Genomic DNA, 24,151 nt, shown 5'->3' on the forward strand with positions numbered 1-24,151 from the left:
ATATTCCGTATATTGTTTTTAGACTTATAAAAACAGATGGTATCTTAATAAGTATTTATTGAAAATAACTTGTAAATAAAATATGTAACAAATAAAGAATAATGTAATTTTAATATTAGTTAGGATTGAGGGTTAGATAGACTAAGGAATAAGACACATCGCATGTTAGTCATGTTAAGGTATGTTAAATCTCATTTTTATATAAATATCATGACACTTACACTGATCTTAGTTGGCCTAGGATATATGGCCTTATTATTTTGGCTTGCCAACTGGGGGGATAAAAAAACAGTTTTAGCTAAAAAAATCAGTCACCATCCCTTTGTTTATTCATTAGCGCTAGGCATATATTGTACCTCATGGACTTATTATGGTGCAGTGGGAACAGCCGCTAATTCGGGCTGGAGTTTTTTACCGATACTGCTTGGACCTGCTTTATTATTTATATTTGGCCACCGGTTTTTACATAAACTTGTTTTAGTTAGTAAAAAACAAAATATCACTACCATAGCTGATTTTATTTCAGCACGTTATGGCAAACGACAACTCACCGCAATATTAGTAACTTTAATCGCTCTTTTAGCAACTATCCCTTACATTGCTTTACAACTAAAAGCACTCAGTTCTAGTTTTTTATTAGTACAAAGTAATACTCAAATATCAGGAACTCTACTCGCTCTTGCCGGTACGGTTATGATGGCATTATTTGCTATCTTTTTTGGCACTAGAAAAGTTGATGTTACTGAATATCGTTCAGGCTTAATGCTAGCAATCGCTTTTGAATCTCTCATTAAACTATTAGCATTATTAGCCGTAGCTGGATTATCGATTTATGTATTTTTAAACTATCAACCCGGCATGTTTGAAGTATTTACCAAAAAAAGTGCCTTTAGTCATTGGCAAGTTGATGATTTTTTGAGTTTTAACTTTGTTGGTCAAGCCTTAATGGCAGCAGCAGCAATCATCTGTTTACCCAGACAATTTCATGTGACAGTTGTTGATAATCAAGATTTAAATCATTTAAAAACAGCTCGTTGGGCTTTTCCTCTTTATCTTTTATTAACAGCAGCAGTAATTATACCTATCGCTACAGCGGCCTTTCATCCCGAAATTGGTGCTCATTTTGCTTCTGATAGCTTTGTTCTGGCTTTTCCTATATCAGAAAACAGTGCTATTTTAACTACCTTTGTATTTATAGGAGGATTATCCGCCGGCACTGCAATGATAATTGTTGCAACATTGACACTAAGTACCATGATCTCCAATGACGTTGTTTTACCTCTATTACTTAAACGTAAATTTAAACCCAACCTGATCACAACTAGTTATAAGAGACAGATATTATTAGTTAGACGTTTTACTATAGCCGCCATCTTAGGGTTAGCATATTTATATCAACAACAGTTGGGTAATAATGCAGCTTTAGCCAGTATGGGGTTAGTGGCATTTTCACTTGTTACACAACTTTTACCGGCTATTATTGGCGGTTTATATTGGCGTAAAGGCCATGCCTATGGTGTATATGCGGGATTAATTTCAGGCTTTCTTTTTTGGATGTTATTTTTAATGTATCCCTTACTCGAAGGTGCAGCTATAAATTCAAGTTCATTACAGCAAACCATTATTACACAAGGTACTTTTATTGCGTTATTTGCTAATATGATTTGTTATATCGCTTTTTCTTTAGGTGCAAATGAGCGGTTAGTAGATAAAATTCAAGCTACTGCTTTTGTAAATCCAAGAGAGCAAACACCTATTGATAAACGCCAAAATAAAGATATAAAAGCCAGTATTTATGATCTTAAGATATTACTGCAAACTTTTTTAGGCATTCAACGAAGCAAGCAACTTATCTCACACTATATGATGAATACTAATTTAGATGATGATAGTGAAACCCCTAATTCAGAATTTATAGATTATTGTGAACGCGCTTTAACAGGAGTACTTGGTGCCTCTTCAGCACAAGCTTTAATTACCGCTGTTCTTACTGGTAAACAAATGGCATTTGAAGAAGTTGTCAATTTCTTTGATGAAACAACTCAAGCCCTGCAATTTAATCAAAACTTATTATTTACCTCTTTAGAAAATCTAAGCCACGGTATTTCTGTTGTAAATAAAAACCTCAAGTTAGTTGCTTGGAATAAAGGTTATATGGAAATGTTTGAATATCCAGAAGGCTTTTTAGAAGTTGGCCAGCCTATTGAAGATGTTATACGCTTTAATGTAAATAAAGGGGAATGCGGCCCTGGAGAGCTTGAAATACAAATAAACAAACGCGTACAACATTTAAAAAATGGCACCTCACATCACTTTATTCGACGTCGTAAAAACGGCCAAGTTTTTGAAATGATCGGAAATCCCTTACCCGATGGTGGTTTTGTAACAAGTTACTCTGATATTACTAGCCATATTGAAACACAAAACTTATTAGAGGAGGTTAATATTTCTCTTGAAAATCGCATTGAAGCCCGCACTCAAGAAATAAGTAATATTAACCTAGAGTTAGAAGCCGAAATAACTCGCAGAAAACAAACAGAGCAAGCACTGACATCAGCCAAGTTTGAAGCTGAATCAGCCAATGAAAGTAAAACTAAATTTTTAGCTTTGGCAAGCCACGATATTTTACAGCCCCTCAATGCAGCACGTTTATACTTAGCTTCTATTGAAGAAAAAGAGTTAAGCACAAGCAACCAAAACAGCTTTGAAAAATTAGGTCATAGTTTAGATTCAACGGTACATTTAATGTCTGCTTTATTAGAGATTGCCAAGTTAGATCAAGGAGCCATGACACCTAAAAATAGACACTTTTATATAAACGATATTTTAACCCCTCTGAGCAGCGAGTATGCAATTCTATGTCAAGAAAAAGGCTTAAAACTTAAAATTCGCTCATCAAATACCATAGTACAATGTGATACCACTTACCTGAGGCGGATTTTACAAAATTTAGTATCTAATGCTGTGAAATACACAAATAGTGGCAAAGTATTAGTGGGTTGTCGGAATATAGTCTCTAGTGAATCTAACAAAGCACATATAAAAATTGAAATTTGGGATACCGGTCCTGGTATTTCTCAATACCAGCAAAGTAAAATATTCAGTGACTTTTATCGCATTGATAGTTCTGACAACAAAGGCGTTGGATTAGGGCTAGGTGTTGTAAAACGCATGGCTGATTTATTAGCACTAAAACTAGAAGTTAAGTCTATTCAAGGTAAAGGTAGCTGTTTTAGTATTAAAGTACCTGTTGGTCAGTTGCAATATGTACAACAAAAAAACATTAGCAGCATACAATTTGATAATAAAAAATCGTTCAATGTACTGATGATTGATGATGCCCAAGAAAACCTCGATGCGATGGCCAGCTTGCTTAATAAGTGGGGATGTGATCACAAAAGCTTTAATACTGTAGAAACTGCCATAATTTATGCTAATAATAATGCTGCTCCAGATATAATATTGATGGATTATCAGCTTAGTAATGAGTGCAATGGCATTTCACTGATACAAAACTTACGTGAAATCTGGCAGAGTAAAATACCTGCTGTACTTATTACAGCTATGCGCGGGGAGAAGCTAAAAGCGGAAACAAAAAGTAAAGATATTCATTACTTAAGTAAACCAATAAAGCCCGCAAAACTAAAAGCATTATTAAATCATAAAAGACGAACCTAATTAAATAACACGCACAATTATGATAATGTACTAATTAGATTAAATAAGTAGGCTATTAAATTGAATTCATTCAGACTTTTTGTTGCTCAAGTATTAGAGAGTTCAGAAGAGCAAATCAATAGAGGTCGTTATCTCGATTTTTGTTTAGTTTTACTTATTATGATCAATGTTATCGCAATTGTTATAGAGTCAGTGCAAAGTATAGCAATTGAATATCGCTTATATTTTATCTGGATTGAAATCTTATCTGTTGGTCTTTTTACTTTAGAATACTTGTCTAGATTATGGGCCTGTGTTGATAAAGAGGCATACCGAAATAGCGGTGATAGCCACCTTAAAATAAGACTAAAATACATTACAAGTCCCCTAGCTCTGATTGATTTACTCGCGATATTACCTTCTTATTTAATGTTATTCGTTTCTTTTGATTTACGTTTTTTACGTGTAATTCGTTTGATGAGAGTATTTAAACTTACCCGTTATTCCCGTGCTATGCAGCTGTTACTGCAATCATTCAAAGAAGAAGCAAGTTCGTTAGGCGCTGCCTTTTTTATTATGGCTATCGTGCTTATATTAGCCTCTTGCGGCATTTATTTAATAGAACACGATGTACAACCTGATAAATTTGGATCTATACCTGAGTCTATGTGGTGGGCAATGGCAACATTAACAACTGTTGGTTATGGAGATGTTGTGCCAATCACACCGTTAGGGCGTTTTTTTGGTGGTGTGATCACAGTATTAAGCATGGGTATGGTTGCAATCCCAACGGGGTTATTAGCCTCAAGTTTTTCAGAGCAATTAAGAAAACGTCGCTCTTTATTTGAAGATACGGTTCATGCATATTTAGAAGATGGCATATTAACAGATGATGAAAAAAATAAACTAGAGCGACTTAGATTAGAACTAGGCTTAGGCAAGCAAGAAGCTAAATTAGTGATAAAAAGTCAACAAAGTAGTTTATATCAAAAACAATACTGTCCACACTGTGGAAAGAATACACATAACTAAATAAGAGTTACTTTAATTTCTTAGTTGATAATGACCGCTCCTGCGACAAAGAACTAAACCGCTCTACGGTAATGGTGCTCACCTCCAGCTTAAGTATTCGTAACATATTATCTTTTTTCCACTTTAATACTTGAGGCATGTTGCCTCACTTAGAATGGAGAAACTCTCATGAACATCAGTCAATATTTTTCAGAACCACTTCGTCATTGTCCTAAATACCAAGCGATTGCGGCCAAACGTTGGTTAGAAGCCAGGTAAACGGAGTTACTGCCCATTGATTATTACCATCTAGTATTTACCTTGCCTCAGGAAATAAGTGAACTTGCTTATTACAACAAATCAGTCATGTATGACATCTTGATGAAAGCCGCAGCTCAAACTCTGCTGGTTATCGGGGCAGATCTCAAATATTTGGTAGGGGGTTTATCACTTGATGGTAAACAATGGATATCATGTAAATCGGGGTTCTTTTTGCCTGTACGTGTTTTGTCTCGGCTGTTTCGACGGTTATATCTAAAAATGTTAAGTGATCCGTTTAAACACGATACCTTGTTGTTCTTTGGTGACTTTAAATCTATTGAAAATGAATCTCAATTTACACAATGGTTAAATGCTTTTAGTAATATTAAGTGGGTTGTGTATGCCAATCGTCCATTTTCGGGGCAGCGGAATAAACCGACGGAACAATCCCCATAGTTCAGAGCCAACTCCCCGCGGTTTCTTCAATGTAGGCTTTTTCGACACCAGCCCTCAAGTTATGAGCTGCAGCTAGATTAGTTGCATTGGCTGATATCTAAACAAATAAACAAAGCGGTCATTGGTTTAATATAGTTATTATGCTCCTTCCTGTGTTATATTCTTTGCAGTGGGGAGAAGAATTTGACTGCTTAAGTTCGAATTAGTTAAAAACGGTTGATTCAATATTTTTCATCAATGGCGATAAGTCTAACTCTGAGTTGGTAAAAATGATAACGGCATTATTATTATCAATATCAATTATTGCTTCAGCTCTTGCACCTAAATCAGCACCATCATGTTGATAGTACCAATTACCGTTTATACTTCTTAAGAACCATGTATATGAATGATCTTCGTTATTTTCATTGAATGGTGGGGTGATGATAGTTGTCGTTTTAGATGTTAAGATAAATGGTTTTTTACTTGCATTTAAATAGCCTGTAATTAGTTTTGCATAATCAGCTATTGATGTTCTCAATTGACCAGCAGGATAATCGGGATAGCCATTGTAACCTTTGAATATTGGTTTGCCTTCTATTGATGTATATGTTTTTGAAACGCTTTTTATTTTTAAGTCTTTTAGAAAAAAAGATGAGTCGTTCATTCCCATTGGTTTAAATATATTATTCATTAAATAATTTTCAAATTTCTCTCCCGAAACTTGTTCTATTATCAAGCCTAACAAAGCGTACCCTGTATTTGAGTATTCGTACACCTTGTATTTATCCGCACTTTCAAAATGATGACTTGAATAATACTTTCCACCTTGAAGAAGGTATTCTTTTAAAAAAATGCCTAAATCATTATTTGAATCGCCATTCGGAGTTGACCAAAAAGGTAAGTAGAAATCTTCATTATCTAAAATGCCAGAAAGATGATTTAGTAGCTCTGAAATTGTTATTTTATCTTTTGGATGGTGAGGGTTAATAACTGTAAAAGGTAGATATTCATTGATGTCATCATTTAGTTTGATTTTTCCATTCTGTACAAGGTGAAATATTGCCATGCTAGTTACAGTTTTGGAAACTGATGCGATATGAAAAGGTGTATCGACAGTTGCAGGATTTTGGTTCTCAATATCACTTAATCCCATTGCATTTATATATATGATTTTACCAGAAGAAATCACTGATACAGCAATTGCAGGAATATAAGTGCAATTCATTTCTTGATGAATTAATTCATCAATCCTAGAGGAATTATTAGCAAAAGAAGTACCAGAGAAAAATAGTAAAAAGAAGAATAAAAGTTTATACATGAAATCCCATTTTATGAAGTTAAGTGTTGTTTATTGTTTCTTTAAGTAATAATTTAGCATTGTCTATTGCATTAATATTTGCAAAATATTTTTTAACTAAAAAAGTTAACTTATTATCGTCATTCAATACACTAGCCAAAGTTTTTATCATAAAATTATAATTACATAATGATAGTATTTTAAAATTAAATATATTTATATTTGGTAGAATAAATCAATTTCTTCATTAAAAAAAATTATAGCTTACTAATATCAGTGACAACAACAATATAATTTTCAATAGCATCATTACTGTTAGTTTCATCAGCAATCGCTGTAACTTTTATAATAACCTGATGGTGTACTTTATCTGGGGTAATGATAATTTCATCACATTGAAAATGCTCTGTTGGTTTTAATTTTGATAGTATTCTTAAATAATTTAAGCGGGTATCTTTACTTAACCCAAGGTGGAATTTACGGCTTGATACAATATTTTTTGAAATGTTAAAGTCATCTCTCAGGGCTTGATTAGTTGCTCTAACACGAAAATTTTTATCTAAAATAAATACCCAATCTCGAGTATGTTCAAATGCAGCACCAAATAATCGCGCACTTTCTTCAAAAACTAACTCTCTTGTAATATTGGTATAAGTGCCTGATACATTAATAGGCTGACCATTATCCCAGACCATCACTTTACCTAAGTCTTTATACCAACGCCAATGTCCAACAATATGACGTACTCTATAAGTACATTCAAAAGCGCCTTTATTGGTCGATAGAAATTCAAGCCATTCAATTCTAAATTTTTCACGATCTTCCGGGTGAATTTTTTTCAAATATTCATCTAAAGTTATTTTTTCAACTTCATAGCCTAGTTCTGTAACAAGTCGAGGCTGATAAATTGAAGAAGACCCAGTGTGCCAATCCCAAACTCCTGAACGGCTTGCCTGTAATGCCAACTTTAACCTTGCTTCACTTTGTTGCGTTTCTTTATGAGCATCTAATAATTTCCGTTGCATTTTATTTCGACGAGATAACCAAAGGTACATCACACTGATAATAAAAAATGCATAAGTTATTAAGGCGTAAGGAGAACGCCATGGCGCATAAGCGACCTTTATTTTTAAAGTGGCAGGCTTTGTATAAACTCCCGTGAGCGGATCTTTAGCACGTACCGACAATCTATAGTTTCCTGCATTTAATTTGGGGAACATCACGCGATTGGTATTTCTTGTCGTTATTTTTTTTCCATCGGATAATTGATACTCAAACTTAATACGATCTTGATACTTAAAAGCCATGGCTGAAAAAGCGATATCTAATCCAATATCATCATGCTTTAATGAGATTTCGTTAACTTGTGCAGTTGCCGGAATATCTAATTTTCGCGACATTAATTGCACAGAAGTAATATTGACTTGCTCTAATAATGATTTTTTTGGCCGGTTATCTGACGGAGAAAATACTGTAATACCTTTAACAGAGCCGTATACAATTCTGCCATCTTTTAATTTAGTACCTGTGTTACTATTAAATTCATTGACTTCCAGCCCGTCTTCAACTGTATATTGCTGAAAATGCAAATTATCAGGGTTTAATCGCCAAATGCCTTTATGGCTACTCATCCAAATAGTACCTATATCATCCACAAACATATCATAAAGTAATGACCCTATAAATTTACGATCAATGCGGTGTACCTCTTTAAAGGTTTTAGCATCTAAACCAATCAAACCGAGTGTATTAAACGACAACCACAAGATACCATTTTTATCAACTAGATAAGAATTAATAGAAATATCAGCAGTATATTTTTGATGTAATTGATAAATAATTTCTAAATTTTTTGTATTTATATCATAGCGATACAAAGTTCCTGAAGCGTAAAATAAAGGAGAATGTGGCATATCTGGCAAGGGTTTTGAAAAGCCTAAAGCTAAAAAGGGGTCTATTGACTCAAAGCCATTGTGTATCGCTGTAATTGCCAAGGAGTCTAGGTCATATTTAAACATACCATGCTCTGGATGAACACCATACAAATCACCTTCTGGGCTGGCGTATATTCCATACACTCTTCCTACAAGATATTTTTCTAAGCCTTTATTGGTTGTTTTTGCACGGGTGATTTTTTTTGAAACAGTATCAAATTTAAATAATCCTCGGCTTGTTTGTAACCATAAGTCACTTTTATAAGGTATTAGTTTAAAGATACTAAAATTTCTATTATATTCATCAACTATATAATCTTTAAAAAAGGCCTTAGTATGATAGCTTTTGATATCTAACTGGGTTAAACCATTTGCTGTACCTAACCACAGCTTATTATCAAATTCTATAACATCCCAAATATGCTGATGTGTTAGTCCATCACCTATTACATTTTCCGGATGGTAATTAAAAAAAAAGTAATCAATATTAGGTACAAAAAAAGCGCCATCTGTTTTTGTCGCTAACCACATCGAACCATGCTGATCTTCTATCATATCGATAATACTGACATCAGATTGCGTATATTGACTTTTATCCAATCTGTTATTTTTTATTAAATGATTTTCTTCTGGATAATATTCAAAAACACCTTTATCCGTAGCTAATTTCAACTTATTTTGTTTTACTATTATCTTCCATATATTTAAATCGGTGATATAAGGTTTAGATTTAAATGACACTTCCGTTTCTTCAAATAATGCTTTAGTGTTACTGATATCTACTTGATACAAGCCTTTTACAGCACCGACCCAAAGCGTATTATCATCTTTTAAAGCAAATGACTTTACATTATTTTGATATACATGAGTTGCTTTTTTTTGAAGGTGGTTTAATAACCGAGATCGACCTGATGCCACCTCATAAACATAAGCACCTTCTGATGTACCGATATAAATATAACCTCGATGGTAAAATAATTGACGAACTGTACTTTTTTTTGTGGCATTTGGTAATTTAAAAACCGTTTGTATTTTTCCGGTATGAGTATTTAGTTTCACTAAATCCTCTCCCCGGCCTAACCATATGGTATTTTTTAATCCAGTATCTAATACACTATATACAGCATGATATATTATCTCACTTTCGCTGGTTGGCGATTTCACAAACTGTCTAAATTCCGCCGTATCTGGGTTATACCTAAAAACACCTTTCAATAATGATGAGATCCAAATGTAACCTTGACTATCTTGATAAATAACATCAATAATCGCATCTACTAAAACATTATCAGGCCCTAAAACAGCCTCAACTTGATAACCATCATACTTATTTAAACCACCCTGTGTGGCAATCCAAAGGTAACCTTTTTTATCAACTATTAAATTACTTACATAGCTTTGTGCTAACCCTTCATTGGGAGAAAGGCGCTCGACTTTAGCCTGTACATTATAAGATATATAGATTAATACGATGAAAAACATGTAATTTAAAAAGATTCTATAAGGCAATTGGTACGCTCATTAAAATAAAGGTTTTTCAATTATGAATTTAATGGAACTTTATTGTAACCAATTTGATAAAAAATCTACAAGTTTTATTAAATAATGTTATGAACTAAACATTTGCAATATAAGAATAACGCATCGCGGTAAGTTTTCGACCTTGCTTTTCATAGTTTCGGTACATAATGGCTAAATGTTCAGGTATATCATCACAACAAATAAACCCGACTGATACATAAAAACTTTCTAAATAAGAATAAGCAAAAGTTATTATTTCACTTTTTTTCATATTTTTATAAAAGTGAGTCACATATCCAATAATATCTCGTGCGATACCTTTATTTCGCATTTTATCTATCACAAACAAAGTTGATAAGAATAAAACCCCTGAAATATTTTGTATTCTACAAGCGGCAATAATCTCATTTTGATAATGAACAACCCAAACATCATCTTGTTTTTTTGCTCTGCCTTTCACTCGATTTAAGTCGTAAAATTTATTAATAATGGGTGTTTTTATTTTATCTAAGAGCGATATTTTAAAGTTTGATTTCATATAAAATTACATAACCGCTAGATATTTTTCAAACTGTTGTTTTAAATAATCTTGTTCTGAACTTGGTCGTGCTAGAATATTGCCATAAATAACATCTCGGCTCGTTTTACCTTTTTTAATTTGGTAGGCCCAATAAGAAGCTTCATAATCTAGCTGGATTTGATATTTTTCATTTTGAGGTAATAGGCAAAGGTTATAATTCATTAAGTGATATTTTAACATTATAATTGCCCTTCAGTATAAATCATTTAGTTTTAAAAACCTAACAACAATGGATTTTAAGTTGCTACTTTTCCATGCAAAAAATACATTTTCGTTAATAAAGTGTCAATCAGCGTAAGGTCAAAGCGCTTCATGCTTAGCATTTCACATGAAAAATATCAGCGATTTTGACATCTCAAACGAAGGAGTTAATGGCTTTAAAAAATAACGTATTATACCAATACGAATAAATAAATACTCAATTTAAATGAACTAAATATTCCAATAACATCGTTGCTTTCAATCCTAATAGCCTGCTATTACTCAATCAAGCGCCTTGTTCTTGAAAATTTATCCTTATTAAAATTTGATCACTAACTTACTCGCATTGGTATTGTACGAAAACCAAACAATAAGCATACTATTAAAAGTGATACATTTTAAAAATCAAAACTATTTTGATCGCTTTCTTTCACTTCAAAATTATTATAGCTAGCCGCTAATTTTTGCTTATGGCGTTTTTTTCTTTGTTGGCATAGCATTATTACTTTTTTTTTCTCGGCTGTATTCATTTTCAACCACCTAAACCGTTCGTCTCGGCTGCGATAGCAACCTAAACAAAAGCCTCTTGAGTTAGATTCACATACATCAATACAGGGGCTCGGAATTTCAAATATTTCAATTTGTTGCATTACTCCCCCTTTAATTAAGTATATCCAAAGCAGATTTATTAAGTATAGCCCGACTTTTAGTCACAAAAAAACCGCTAAAGCGGTTTGTTAAAATTTATTTTACTATAATTGTTTTAACTGCTTTTCTAAGGGTTTGGCATAAATCCCTAATACAATCTCTTTTAATTCATCAGGCACTTGTGCCATTCTCTGTGCAAACTGTTTTTTATCCGGTTCGCTTACATCGGATACATTATGATTTGCAGCAATATAATTACCTGGGTGCAAATAAAATGATGATAAAATCTGTTGATCTATCGTTTGAGCTAGTTCCTCTGGAGATCCACACCCAGAAAAAATAGGTTGACCAAATGCCAAGTGGACATGACCTTTATTAGATCTAAAACCTTCCATGATGCTGTCCATATCTTCACCATCTTGCTTTTGATATTCACCATATTTATTTTTATGATAACGCTCATTTGCTTTAGCAATATCACAAGGCTCAAATTGATAAGATATAGAAACCGGCACAAGATTAAGTTTTTGAACATATTCTTCAAAGCTTAGTTTTTGTTTTCTGCCTTGAAGCTGAATCATTTTAAGCAATGCAGGATCAGTATAATCATTGCCGTCTTTTGCTCTCCCCTCTTTTTGAGCTATCCATACTGAATTACCTGTATCAATAGAATCAAAAATATAAGCAGAGAGTTGGTTCAAAGCTTTAAACATTTCTTTTGGTGCTTTAATTGAACGTTTTACAATAAAACTTTTGTTTAAACGCATCAATTCAGTGATATATGGCACTTGTAATAAGTTATCACCAATTGCGATACGTACTGTACTCATATTATGGGAAAACATACCCCAATTAAGTAAAGCGGGATCTAATGCAATATCTCGGTGATTGGAAATAAATAAATATGATTTTGTTTTGTCTAATTTATCTAGACCTGAAAAAGTAACTTGTGATGTTGTTTTTTTTATCACTAATCCTAGATATCTAGATACCTCATTTTGTAATTTTTCAACTGTATTAAGCTTTAACCACTTTTTAGCTAACTGCTTTTTTAGTAAAGGTTTAGTGATGAATGAAAAAGTTGATAACCACTTAGGTATATTATGTTTTGCAATTAAATTAATAAAATCATCATCATTGATCAAGCGCCGTAATGCTGCAGGTACTTCGCTATCGTTATAGGGACGAATGTCTGCAAATTTATCTTCTTTTTGACTCACGTGGATTTGACTCTATACATTAATAAAACAAAATGAACCATAGTCTACCTTGACTCCCCTTACTTAGCCAAGGTAAACATATCGTACCAGTATAAAATTATCAGTTTTTATAAACAATAAAAAATTAAACTAATGCCAACATATGATTATCCCATTTTATACCAGAGGTTACTTGCTGCTTTATGGGTTTTTGACTTAAAGCTGCAATGCGTTTAATTACACCTTTACCATTCGAGAGCAAAAAACCATCATCTGCTAATGCGACACCTGCACAATCTCTATTTTTATATAAACCAATAAATTTATCTGTATTTAAATCCCAATAAGAAACTAAATCCCCCCTAGGCGCACTTACCGCTGCTATATTCAAGGCACTATCGATACAAACACTGGCAGTATATTGTTGCATTTTCTGCCAAGTGTTTTGATCAACATCACATGCTTTTAGTTGTGAGCTACCATATTGGGTATAAATTAGAGGCACTCTTTGATTTTTCTCCCCTTGATATTGCATACCAATAACCACTTTATCATTTTTACTAACAGCTAAGTGGCGAATGCTAAGTTGATTATTAGATGCATGAAATTGATTTATTATCTGACCTGTTTTGGTATTTAAATATGTTAAATTTGGTTTCATTGACTCTAAATTGAGCTTTTTTCTTGGCGTATCTGGGTGTGTTCCTATACCACCATTCGCAATGACCAAAGTAATGCCATCACTTAAAAAAGCGCATTGGTGAGGGCCTATGCCACCAGAACTATACTCCGTAATGATATTTAGCGTTGCGACATCTCTAACTACGATTTTACCTTGTTGATTTTCAAAATCATTCTCTGGGGTAAATAACCTATTGCCATCAGATGAGAAAACACCATGACCATAAAAGTGACGTCCTTCTTGTGACTTTATTGTTTGCCTTAAAGTGCCATTAGAAAAATCAATATCAAAGATCATATTTCCAGGTCTGCGTGCAAAAGCAAATACTCGATTTTTATCCTTGGGTACCTGTGCTATATCATGACCGCGATAGGGAATTTCAACCTGTGTCACTATATTGCCATTTTCATCTAATTTAGCAATAAAATGCTTATTTCCAAATGTATTAAATGCGCTGGCGTAATATTTGCGCTTCAAAGTTTCACAAGCTGGCACTGCAGCGATGCTAGCAAAAGCCAGCATCGACTTACAAAAACCTCTGCGATTCATTTTAATCACCGTCATTAGTATTAAATGCAGGTGAAAAATCGGTTATTTGTACAAAATCACTGGAAAATATAGTTCTTAAATCTTTTAATTTATTTTTGAAATTTATTATCAAAGCTCTATTTTCTTCTGTTTCGATTGCAGACTCTAAAGATATATTAATTATATTCATAGCTTTCCTAGCATTTTCAAATGATTCCGTTAGTTGATTATTTAAATCATCACCCTGATGAATTTCAACTAAGTAATCATCAAAACCATATCCAGAATTTGAGAAGTATATAGACTCAATTAATTGAAAATTTGCTTTTATATTTTCTAGGGACGAACGACTTCTCCATTGCTCAGCTGCACTAATTAATCCTGGAGATTTAATAGCCATAGGTTTGCCAATTTTGTCATCTACTATTTTTTCTAATAAAACAAACCACTCAGTTAATAGCCTTTCTATTGATGTTTCTATTGGATTATTTGTATCTGGGCCACTGATAAATTCAGTTCTAAAATCTTGCCATTGGCTTAAAAATAGTTCACTGTTTAACTTTATATCCTCAGCTATTATCATCAAAACTTGACAATGCTTATTTTTGGTATCGTGATTTAAAGTCGCATTGCTTTTTTCATAAATTAAATATTCAAGAGCTGGTATCCCTAATAATCCTTGCCTAATATTTTGTACAGAATCAAGATCAATTACTGAAGCTAATAAAATATTCTCCACCCCACGCTGAATATTATTATCACGATCAGGCCAATGCTGAAGACGATTCACAGTACTTGAGTCTAAGATAAGTTGAATACCTTTAGCTAATTGCCAACTTTGATTCATTTTTAGCCATGAACTTCGTAGTAGATTTAGCTCATTCAACTTAGCATTTGTATTTGAGCAAAATTCAATACTATCAATCCCAAATTGTTCTGCTTGCAAATTAAACTCTTGATACCCAGGAATAATCACATCATCAGCCAGTGAAGTTAATACAGCCTTCATAGCTTGCTCTTTCGTTTTTAGTTGTTCAACGGCTCCTCCTGATGTGTTCCCACTATTATCAATAGATTCTTTTGAATTTGAAGAACCGCCACCGCATGCTGTTAATGCAAAACTTATCGCAATGATTAATGCTAATTTTTTCATTTTTAAATTCTCTATATTTGCTTTAAGAAAAAGATAAGTGCATCTCTTTGTGCTTTATCTAATTTTATAAATGCTTGTTGTGCCATTTTTGCTTCACCGCCATGCCATAAAATAGCTTCTTCTATTGAGCGAGCTCTACCATCATGTAAATAAGCCTGAAACCCTTGAATGTCTTGCTGTAAACCAATTCCCCAAAGTGCTGGAGTACGCCACTCAGATCCTGAAGCCAAAAACTCTACTTTCCCATCAGCTAACCCCGGCCCCATATCATGTAAAGCCAAATCGGTATAAGGCCAAATTTTTTGACCTGAAAGTTTAGATTCAGAATAATCATTTGCAGTTATATAACTAGGCTGATGACAATTTTGGCAGTCTAACTGATAAAAAATATTACGCCCTTTTTGAGCCTTTTTACTTTTTAGGTCTCTAGACATAGGAACAGCAATAAACTTACTCATATATTCTGTTTGCGCAAAAAACTTTTCTGGGATTTCTAAAGCTTCACCTTTCAAAGAAGAAAAACCTGAAGCAACTTTGCACTTTATTTGAGATTTAGTGCAAGTATCATATTTAAATATAGGATTAGTAATACCGATATCATTAACAAATGCAGCCGCAACTTGTTGTCTTAATGTTGGTTGTAGTGCTTTAAAACCAAATCGACCAATAGCATCATTAATTCCTAGCTCAACATCTGTTACTCTGTTATATTTTGCACTGATCCCATCTTGATTTTCATCATTTATATCTTCTTGTTGCAATAAGTCTTCACTTGCTATCGCATCCAATAAACCCATACCATAGACTGCTGGTGCATATCTCGCTGAAACTTTAGTATGCTCATTTAAGGGGTTATGCCCTAGCTTTACTAGTTCATAAAGCGGTTTTCTCAGTTGATACTCAGTCCCGTCTGAAAATAACCCTGTTATATACTGGTATTGTAATTTAACTGCGGCTTCACCTTGTACTTGCTTGGGTAAATCATCATGTAAAACACGAATTGCTTTAGGTTGTATTTGACCTCCATAAACAGGATCATAATTATTAACATCTGTGATATTTCCCAATCTAAATAGAACAGATACAGGTTTAAATATTTCTTTATTTTCTAACTTTCCTCTCCCTCCACTTCTATGACAAGCGATACAAGAACGAGCGTTAAATAACGGACCTAAACCGTCTCTATCCGTTGTTGAGGCTGGAGCTGCTACCCAAGGATCTCTAAAAAATGAAAAGCCGCTCCAAAAGTTCATTCTCATATCCATAGTTAAATTAGGTGAAGAGTGAATATAAGTTCTCTTGTCTAATTTTTCTAAAGTTGTTTGACCACCCGGTTTCAATTCTGAGATGTCAAATACAGGTATATCATTAGAGCTATTAAAAGGCTGACAGGAACACAAACATCCCATCAGTAACAGCATAAATATATACTTCATTAAAGAGACTCTAAGAAAGTAAGTAGTTGTTTACGTTTTTCTTTAGGTAGAGCAATAAAGTTATTCTTTGCTTGCTCAGCTTCACCACCATGCCAAAGAATCGCTTCAGCTATTGTACGGGCACGACCATCATGCAAAAGTGTAGCACTTGAGTTTACTGTTTGAACTAAACCTAAACCCCAAAGAGCCGGTGTTTTCCACTCTGTACCAGTAGCTTGTCCCTCTGGACGATTATCTGCTAAACCTTCACATTTTTGTACCCAAATACATTCAGATCCAGATTCACAAGCTTGCCCTTGAGCACCTTCTCTATAAATATCAGCACATTGCCCGCCCATATCATGTAATAACAAGTCAGTATAAGGATAAATAACATGCTCACCTAACTCACTAATAGGTGTTTGGCTATCGAGTATTTCACTTACCGTCACATCACCTAATAAGCTGGCATGGCCAGGTTGTGTTTTAAATCGAGGAACGTGACAACCGTTACAATTAAGCTCAAAAAACTGTGTTCTACCAGCAAGTACTTCTGGTTGCCATGTATTATTTTGATTGTCATAGCCTCTCCTTTTAGGTACTGAAAGAGTTCGGTTGTAAAATTCAACCTGAGCTAAAGAAACTTTACTTAAATCTAATCCGAATTCTTGAATATTTTGTTCTAACTGCGCTTGTGCAAGACATGCTACTTGTAACTGAGTACAAGGCTCTTGTTGTTCAACAAAATTAGTGATCCCCATATCTCCCCGATAAGCACCGCTGATTTGTTGTAATATTGAAGTAGTTGTTGCTTTATAGCCAAACCTAGTTATTTTATTTTTATTAGAAATAGGCTCCACACTGTAAACTGCACGTCCAGAAATTCCATCTTTATTTTTATCATCAGGATCGGAATAAAATGCCAATGCTTCTTCAGGAATACTCTCTAATAACCCGGTACCAAATACAGGAGGTGAAACACGAGGAGATAATCGAACTGTTTCATTAAAGTCCCCATAAGATAAATCTTTAACTTTATAAATTGGTTTCCTTAATTGATAACTTTCACCATCGTTATATTGCCCAGTAATTGTTTCATACTCTACAAATGCATAAGCTTCACCATAAGATATATTTTCATTTATGGCACCATCATGCTTAGGTAGAATACTTTCGCCATTGCCAGTAATACCAAACGTTTGCAGTTGATTACCATATATAACATCTGGGTTACCCTCAGCATCACTGATACGTAAAAACATGCTAACCATAGGTTTATCTATTGATACAGGAACATTTCCTCGCCCATCTTTCACATGACAACCTTGACATGTAGCGGTATTGAATAATGGTCCAGTACCATTATGAGGGTTACGAAATAAATGATCACCCCCTTTGAAAAGTGCATTTTTCTCAAACTTCCCTTTAATCGCTGGAATTGCTTGCCCGTAAGCTTCCGCTGTTTGTACATCTGTTGTTGCCTGTCCGGCAGATAAGTATTCAAATTCATCTGGTTTAGAAATTGACATGGCTTTAAGACCATCATCAAACTGAATAAAATCGACTTTTTTTTCTTTATCATCAATTTTTATTACTGGCTCAATTGAGCTAACTCCCTCTCCTCCTCCGCAACCAATTAAAAAAATCATCCCCAAAATTAAACTAATATTTTTCATACCCTGCCCCAATTTTACCACAAACTAAAAAGCTCGATCGTTAAAGAAAGAGCTTTTTTATTAAACTTTTTTAAAGTTGTGTTTACGGATTAGTGACTTCAAGCGTAGCCATTACTTCTTCAATAACATTAGTTTGTGCAGCTAATGCATCCATAGTCGCTTTTATTGCCGGTCTGAATTCATTTTCCTGAATTTGAATATCAAAAGAACTACCTAATTTAGCAGTTGTATCAATGACAGATGCTTTAGCCATCGTATCTTCTAATGCGGCACGTAATTTATTTGCAAGTTCAGCATGGCCTTTTACAACTAATAAATCATAGAGGCTTGCCCCCGCTAAAGCTTCACCAGAAAAACGTGTATATTCGCCTAAAAAGGTATTTTGTATTCCTTTTGCATTTAAATATATATCTCTGTGCGTGTTATCAGAAAAACAAGAATGCTCATCTTCTTGACTATTAGCATCATATGATTTTTGAATACGTTCAGCTGAAAGTTCACCTAAACTTAATTCCCCCATGCCAGTTAAAATTTTATTTAAAGCTGATTGTGTATTATCAGCATGAGTAAATGCCATATAATGAAATCCTTGTCCTGGAGTCCAAGCATCTGTTACATTATTTAAATCTTCAACTAATAGCTTTGCCGATTCTAATAAATATTGACCGCGACGGGTACAGGTTCTCTCTTCAGTCTGAACGATCCCCTCACTTGTACATGTACCTACATCTGTAAAGTAATCAGATGCTTTACGATGACCAGCGGTGTAATCTCGCTGTGCTTCATATTTACCATTTCCGTTCAGATCTTGTCCCCATAATAAAAACTCAATAGCATGGTAACCCGATCTTACATTACGATCATCAGAACCAAATGCAAAAGCAGATTGAACTGTTTCAGGATCTGACTCTTGGGCAACTTTTGTTAATAACTCACGATTAATAGCTGCATAATTTTCGTTTTCACTAGCAATTAAATTGCCACCCAAAGATAAATTTGTAGCATCTTCAGGTAATTCTGTACCACCCATGCTGATAGTGTAATCAATTAATGCTTCAGCTAGTGGCCAAGCATTAATTCTTCCTTCAGGCCCTTCATCAGGAACTAAAGTCCAGCTACCTTCTTCATTTTTAGTTAATGCATCAATTGGACCTTCCCGGAAACGGTAAACTTCTGATTGACCATAAGGTTCTCGTGCATCAAGCCAAGCTTCTTTCGCTTTAGTGAAATTTTCATCGGTAGGAGCCGCAACAAAAACTTCTAATTGCTCTTTTAACGCTTTTGCTGCTATTAAAGAATCACTATAAACAGCATATGCATGTTGTGCATTTGTAGTAATTACATCAGCAGAAGTAACTAAGACACTTACACCATTAGTACCATCAGCACCATCCGCACCATTTGTACCATCAATACCATTTTTACCATCGTCACCACCACAACCAGCTAAAATAGCTGCACATACTACTGATAATGCAAAACTCTTAGAAAATTTCATTACGTTCCCTTAAACTGTAAATGATAATTAATACTATTTTAGTGCATACTATACAGTAAAGGTAACAATATCAATAACGATAACTACTTCTATTTATGATTTTTGACGTAGATCAAAAAATAATGTGTGCTTATCCTGATTTTTTACGCGTTTTATTGATTGGATCAGATATATTAATCTAAAGATAAAGGTTAATTTAAAGGTGTGTCTACATGAAAAGAGATTTTATAATCAAGTAACTGACACCTTAAGCTTTATAGAAGTATTTAATTGAATGATTACTTTTTAAATTTAATAACAATTAACCTTATTAACAATCCAATAAGTAATATCGCAAAAAACTGCATTAACCAGTGCGGTAAAACATGGTTTTCTTGCCCTAACATAGGAGCGACTTCAATAGCATAGGTTGCCACTAAAAAATCAGTTAACACACCAAATATAATCGCCACAACTATTACTCCAGTTAAATAAGCGATTACTGCACGCTTTCCTAACTCATTAATCACCACACCTAAAGTAGCAATATTAGTTGCCGGCCCTGCTAACATAAATACCAAAACTGCACCGGGCGATACACCCGAAAGCAATAAACCTGCCGCTATGGGTGTTGAGGCTGTGGCGCAAATATACATAGGTATACTGATTAAAATAACCACAACCATAGCTAAAATACCCGTACCCCAATGCGTAAAAAAATCATTAGGTACGAATGTTTGTATTAATGCAGCAAAAAATAAGCCTATTAATAACCATTTAGCAGTGTCTTGTAATAACTTAGTACAGCTAAAATGAAGCGCCTCAACGATACGATTACTTTTAGTTTTAACTTTTGAAGTTATATTTTTATGTGATTTTTTATGTTCTTGCTCAGAACAGCAAACCTCTTTAGTGGCTTTTATTGCAAATTCATTTTTACCACAACGCTGCTTCACTATTTCTGGTTTTATTTTATTTGAACCACAACACACACTTTTTATATCTTGTTTAGCAGTATGATTTTGTTCTGAATTTCCTTCATCTCTGCCAACTAAAAAACCTGCGACAATAGCACTAGTGATTGCTGCAATTGGCCGAATAATTGCTATAAATGGACCTAATAAAACATATGAAACAGAGATAGAATCTACACCAGTTTCTGGTGTTGAAACTAAAAAAGCTGTTGTGGCACTTTTAGATGCACCAGCCCTTCTTAAACCTAAAGCAGCAGGGATCACACCACAGGAGCACAAAGGCATAGGCGCACCAATTAATGCAGCTTTAACTATAGAAACAAAACCTTCTTTACCTAAATGCTTAATTAAAAAATCTTTTGGTAAATATACTTTAATTAAACCTGCAATAGATAAACCCAATAATAGCCAGGGAGCGGAAATAACAAATAGTTGCCAAAAATTATCAACTAACGCGATTAAATGAGTCATCTACATTCTCCAAAGCAGATAAAATTGAGCAATGAACCGCGGCTTCTTCTCCACCACAGCAAGCTTCCGATAATAAACGTAATGAATCTTTAAATCGTGTCAACTCTAGTATTTTAGCTTCCACTTGCGCTAATTTTTGCTCTGTTAATGATTTAACTTCACCACAGCTATGATCTTGTTTATCAATATTTATTGATAATAATTCTTTGATTTCATTCAAACTAAAGCCGATGCTTTTTGCTCGAATGATAAACTGCATGCAACGCAAGTCATTTTCATTATATAAACGATAACCAGAATCACTTCGTCCCGAAGGTGTTAATAATCCATTTTTTTCATAATATCTTAGCGTATCTGTCGATACAGATAAAACTTTTGATAATTCACCTATTTTATACATAACTACTTCCACTCATCACCGCTAATACAAGCATAATAAACCTTGGAGTAAACACCAAGGTCAAGCTAATTAAATAAAATATTGTATTTTTCTATTGAAACTCATACCTTGAAGAGACTGAATTATATTGTCACAATGCATAATTATTTCTTTCATTTTTCAATTAATATGCCTTCAAAAACCTTAAGCAGTACTATAAATATTGTTATTTTAGACGCCATCACTTTAAATAATACCGACTTTTCTGCTTTAAATGATATAAATAATCAAACAACTTCATTAATTCAATCATATCAAACCACCAGCAATGCACAGTTACATGAACGTTGCAAAAATGCAGATATCATTATCACTAATAAAATATGTTTAGATCATGACGATTTAATTAAATTACCTAAATTAAAGCTAATATGTATCGCCGCAACAGGAACCAATAATATAAATTTAGTCACGGCAAAATCCCAAGGTATCGCAGTGACTAATGTAGCCGGTTATTCAACAGCATCAGTGGTACAGCATACATTCACCTTACTTCTCAACTTGATCAGTAACAGCCATAAATATATTCAGGACTGTCAAAATGATCTGTGGCAAAAAAGTGACATGTTTTGTATGTTAAATCATCCTATTACTGAACTAGAAGGTAAAACACTTGCTATTATTGGCTATGGCGCATTAGGTAAAGGCGTTGAAAATATTGCAAAAGCATTTGGCATGAATATATTAATTTGCGAGAGAAAAAATCAACCAATAAGAGCGGGGAGAACTGAATTTAGTACAGCTATGAAACAAGCTGATATCATATCTATACATACACCACTTACTGAAGATACCCACCATTTAATTTCAGCTAATGAATTTTCATTAATGAAATCAACAGCTATTTTGATCAATACAGCAAGAGGCGGTATCGTTGATGAAATAGCATTGGTAGAAGCCCTTAAAAGTAAAATGATTACAGCGGCAGCAACAGATGTACTCAGCATCGAACCGGCTCAAGATACTAACCCTCTAATTCAATATAAAGGCGATAATTTAATTATTACCCCCCATATTGCTTGGGGTTCAAAAGAATCTATCGCACGATTAGTCAAAGAAATTAGTTTAAATATCACTGCTTTTTATAATGGTGAAAGCCGAAATAGAGTAGAGTAATTTAATAAATACCTTATAAAGGGGCAAATTAAATACCAAACTATTTTGGAGTTAAAATGAACAAATCAGCTTTAGCCCTAGCACTCGCCTCAGTAATTACGTTAAGCGCATGTAATATAACAGAGCAAGTTGCAGAACCTTCAGTTTCACAAGAGCAAGTTCAGTTTTCAGATTTTTCTAAAAACTTTATAGAAAAACTTTGGAAAAACAATCCAGAATGGTCACTTTGGGCCGGTTACGGTAAATACGATGATATTTTAACTGTGCCAAATAAACAAAATCGTCAAAAAGATTTAGCCATCACTCAAACGCAACTATCAGCATTACAAAAGTTCGATATTGATACGCTAAATCCGAACCAAAAAACTGATTATTATTTAATAGAGAACTTGTTAAAAGAAAACATTTGGAATTTAACAAAATTTAAAAGCTGGCAATGGAATCCATCTAGTTATAATGTCGCTGGTGGATTTGCAAAAATCATCAATGGTCGCTTTAAATCAGATAAAATTAAGTTTGAGAAAGTACTTCGTCGCTTAGTCAATGTACCTGATTATTATGCCGCAGCACAAAATAATATTGAAAACCCAACGATTGAATATACCCAATTAGCAATTAGCAATTAGCCAAAACAAAGGCGCTTTTTCAGTATTTTCACCTGAATTACTAACAAAAGTAGAAGCATCTGTTTTATCTGATAGTGATAAAGCATTATTTGAACAAAGGTTTAATGCCGCAACTAAAGCCGTTCAAGGTTATATCTACTTTTTAACGCAACTTGAAAAGAGCTAGCTAAAAATGGCAATGCAAGATCATTTAGAATTGGTGAAGAGCTCTACGAAGAGAAATTCGCTTTTAATATTCAATCTAGTTATACAGCAAAAGAAGTTTTTCAAAAAGCAGTGAACGACAGAGATTCTGTTTTAAAAGAAATGATTAAAATCACAGAACAACTTTGGCCTAAATATCTTGCTAATAAAACCATGCCTGAGAACAAACAAAAAGCCGTCGCTAAGTTAATTAAACATTTATCAGTTAAGCATGTTTCTGCGGATAAATTTGTTACAGAAATTAAACGTCAAATCCCAGAGCTTGAAAAATTTGTAATGGAAAAAGACTTGATTGACCTCGATCCAGAAAAACCTTTAGTGGTACGTGAAACTCCTGATTACATGCGTGGTTTTGCTGGTGCATCAATTAGTGCCCCAGGCCCCTATGAAACAAAAGAAAATACATATTACAATGTAACACCATTTTAGATTACAGATCACACGTAAAAGGTATGACAGAACAACAAGGTTTATACTTATTAATGAATGTTGCTTTCCAAGAACATACTGAAACACCAAGTAAATGGCGACGTGCAACTTTAAGCCAAGTGCAACTAACTAGCTATTACACTGGTTACAGAGAAATATATTAAAGGATTAATGGACAAGTAAACCATTTCGCACTATAAAAAAGGAAGCATTT

Annotated in this window: 16 protein-coding genes and 2 pseudogenes; 5 read left to right on the plus strand and 13 right to left on the minus strand. The window is 33.8% G+C overall.

Going from position 1 to position 24,151, the window contains the following annotated elements:
* Positions 1-210: 210 nt before the first annotated feature.
* The 3 genes and pseudogenes from CJF42_RS02870 to CJF42_RS02880 all read left to right on the plus strand — a co-directional run.
* The gene (locus CJF42_RS02870) at positions 211-3,678 is read left to right on the plus strand and encodes a PAS domain-containing hybrid sensor histidine kinase/response regulator (RefSeq protein ID WP_095365301.1); all 3,468 of its coding nucleotides are present in this window, start codon (positions 211-213) and stop codon (positions 3,676-3,678) included.
* A gap of 60 nt (positions 3,679-3,738) precedes the next feature.
* Positions 3,739-4,689, plus strand: a complete 951-nt coding sequence (locus tag CJF42_RS02875; RefSeq protein WP_095365237.1) for an ion transporter — start codon at positions 3,739-3,741, stop codon at positions 4,687-4,689.
* Between the two features lie 201 nt (positions 4,690-4,890).
* A pseudogene (locus tag CJF42_RS02880) lies at positions 4,891-5,352 on the plus strand (transposase); the annotation flags it as partial.
* A gap of 235 nt (positions 5,353-5,587) precedes the next feature.
* Here the strand turns inward: CJF42_RS02880 and CJF42_RS02885 are convergent.
* The 13 genes from CJF42_RS02885 to zntR all read right to left on the minus strand — a co-directional run bounded on the left by CJF42_RS02885 (position 5,588) and on the right by zntR (position 21,523).
* Complete coding sequence (locus tag CJF42_RS02885; RefSeq protein ID WP_095365239.1) at positions 5,588-6,685, minus strand: serine hydrolase domain-containing protein; 1,098 nt, start codon at positions 6,683-6,685, stop codon at positions 5,588-5,590.
* 236 nt (positions 6,686-6,921) lie between these two features.
* On the minus strand, positions 6,922-10,107 hold the full coding sequence (locus tag CJF42_RS02890; RefSeq protein ID WP_141235469.1) for a two-component regulator propeller domain-containing protein: 3,186 nt from the start codon (positions 10,105-10,107) through the stop codon (positions 6,922-6,924).
* Between the two features lie 106 nt (positions 10,108-10,213).
* Positions 10,214-10,657 carry a GNAT family N-acetyltransferase gene (locus CJF42_RS02895; RefSeq protein WP_095365241.1) on the minus strand — a complete coding sequence of 148 codons (444 nt, stop codon included), beginning with the start codon at positions 10,655-10,657 and terminating at the stop codon, positions 10,214-10,216.
* Positions 10,658-10,663: 6 nt separating this feature from the next.
* A complete protein-coding gene (locus CJF42_RS02900; protein WP_095365302.1) occupies positions 10,664-10,861 on the minus strand; it encodes a DUF3283 family protein in 198 nt (65 codons plus the stop codon).
* 437 nt (positions 10,862-11,298) lie between these two features.
* On the minus strand, positions 11,299-11,550 hold the full coding sequence (locus CJF42_RS02905) for a DUF1289 domain-containing protein (protein ID WP_095365242.1): 252 nt from the start codon (positions 11,548-11,550) through the stop codon (positions 11,299-11,301).
* 102 nt (positions 11,551-11,652) lie between these two features.
* Positions 11,653-12,768: a 1-acyl-sn-glycerol-3-phosphate acyltransferase gene (locus tag CJF42_RS02910; RefSeq protein ID WP_095365243.1), complete on the minus strand. Its 1,116-nt coding sequence runs from the start codon at positions 12,766-12,768 to the stop codon at positions 11,653-11,655.
* 124 nt (positions 12,769-12,892) lie between these two features.
* Positions 12,893-13,978, minus strand: coding sequence for a DUF1513 domain-containing protein (locus CJF42_RS02915; protein ID WP_170940453.1), 1,086 nt, complete (start codon positions 13,976-13,978; stop codon positions 12,893-12,895).
* Position 13,979: 1 nt separating this feature from the next.
* The gene (locus CJF42_RS02920; RefSeq protein WP_095365245.1) at positions 13,980-15,110 is read right to left on the minus strand and encodes an imelysin family protein; all 1,131 of its coding nucleotides are present in this window, start codon (positions 15,108-15,110) and stop codon (positions 13,980-13,982) included.
* Positions 15,111-15,121: 11 nt separating this feature from the next.
* Positions 15,122-16,546, minus strand: coding sequence for a di-heme oxidoreductase family protein (locus CJF42_RS02925; RefSeq protein ID WP_095365246.1), 1,425 nt, complete (start codon positions 16,544-16,546; stop codon positions 15,122-15,124).
* Entirely contained in the window at positions 16,546-18,201 is a 1,656-nt protein-coding gene (locus tag CJF42_RS02930; protein ID WP_095365247.1) for a di-heme oxidoreductase family protein, read from the minus strand. Before CJF42_RS02930 ends, CJF42_RS02925 begins: the two co-directional genes overlap by 1 nt.
* 82 nt (positions 18,202-18,283) lie before the next feature.
* Positions 18,284-19,699 (minus strand): imelysin family protein, encoded by a 1,416-nt coding sequence (locus tag CJF42_RS02935; protein ID WP_095365248.1) that lies wholly within the window; start codon positions 19,697-19,699, stop codon positions 18,284-18,286.
* Between the two features lie 278 nt (positions 19,700-19,977).
* On the minus strand, positions 19,978-21,111 hold the full coding sequence (locus CJF42_RS02940; RefSeq protein ID WP_170940456.1) for an SO_0444 family Cu/Zn efflux transporter: 1,134 nt from the start codon (positions 21,109-21,111) through the stop codon (positions 19,978-19,980).
* Positions 21,098-21,523: a Zn(2+)-responsive transcriptional regulator gene (zntR, locus tag CJF42_RS02945; RefSeq protein ID WP_095365250.1), complete on the minus strand. Its 426-nt coding sequence runs from the start codon at positions 21,521-21,523 to the stop codon at positions 21,098-21,100. The genes CJF42_RS02940 and zntR overlap by 14 nt, the downstream gene beginning before the upstream one ends.
* A 195-nt stretch (positions 21,524-21,718) precedes the next feature.
* Here zntR and CJF42_RS02950 point away from each other — a divergent pair, with 195 nt between their 5' ends.
* Both CJF42_RS02950 and CJF42_RS29465 read left to right on the plus strand, forming a co-directional pair.
* Positions 21,719-22,678 (plus strand): D-2-hydroxyacid dehydrogenase, encoded by a 960-nt coding sequence (locus CJF42_RS02950; RefSeq protein ID WP_095365303.1) that lies wholly within the window; start codon positions 21,719-21,721, stop codon positions 22,676-22,678.
* Positions 22,679-22,734: 56 nt separating this feature from the next.
* Positions 22,735-24,098, plus strand: a pseudogene (locus CJF42_RS29465) (DUF885 family protein); the annotation flags it as partial.
* Positions 24,099-24,151: the final 53 nt, after the last annotated feature.

It is taken from the genome of Pseudoalteromonas sp. NBT06-2 (genome assembly GCF_002276045.1).
Lineage (GTDB): Bacteria > Pseudomonadota > Gammaproteobacteria > Enterobacterales > Alteromonadaceae > Pseudoalteromonas.

Coding starts and splice junctions, on each gene's coding strand:
- CJF42_RS02870 (WP_095365301.1), top strand. CDS start 211: ATGACACTTACACTGATCTTAGTTGGCCTAGGATATATGGCCTTATTA.
- CJF42_RS02885 (WP_095365239.1), bottom strand. CDS start 6,685: ATGTATAAACTTTTATTCTTCTTTTTACTATTTTTCTCTGGTACTTCT.
- CJF42_RS02895 (WP_095365241.1), bottom strand. CDS start 10,657: ATGAAATCAAACTTTAAAATATCGCTCTTAGATAAAATAAAAACACCC.
- CJF42_RS02900 (WP_095365302.1), bottom strand. CDS start 10,861: ATGAATTATAACCTTTGCCTATTACCTCAAAATGAAAAATATCAAATC.
- CJF42_RS02905 (WP_095365242.1), bottom strand. CDS start 11,550: ATGCAACAAATTGAAATATTTGAAATTCCGAGCCCCTGTATTGATGTA.
- CJF42_RS02915 (WP_170940453.1), bottom strand. CDS start 13,978: ATGAATCGCAGAGGTTTTTGTAAGTCGATGCTGGCTTTTGCTAGCATC.
- CJF42_RS02920 (WP_095365245.1), bottom strand. CDS start 15,110: ATGAAAAAATTAGCATTAATCATTGCGATAAGTTTTGCATTAACAGCA.
- CJF42_RS02925 (WP_095365246.1), bottom strand. CDS start 16,546: ATGAAGTATATATTTATGCTGTTACTGATGGGATGTTTGTGTTCCTGT.
- CJF42_RS02930 (WP_095365247.1), bottom strand. CDS start 18,201: ATGAAAAATATTAGTTTAATTTTGGGGATGATTTTTTTAATTGGTTGC.
- CJF42_RS02935 (WP_095365248.1), bottom strand. CDS start 19,699: ATGAAATTTTCTAAGAGTTTTGCATTATCAGTAGTATGTGCAGCTATT.
- zntR (WP_095365250.1), bottom strand. CDS start 21,523: ATGTATAAAATAGGTGAATTATCAAAAGTTTTATCTGTATCGACAGAT.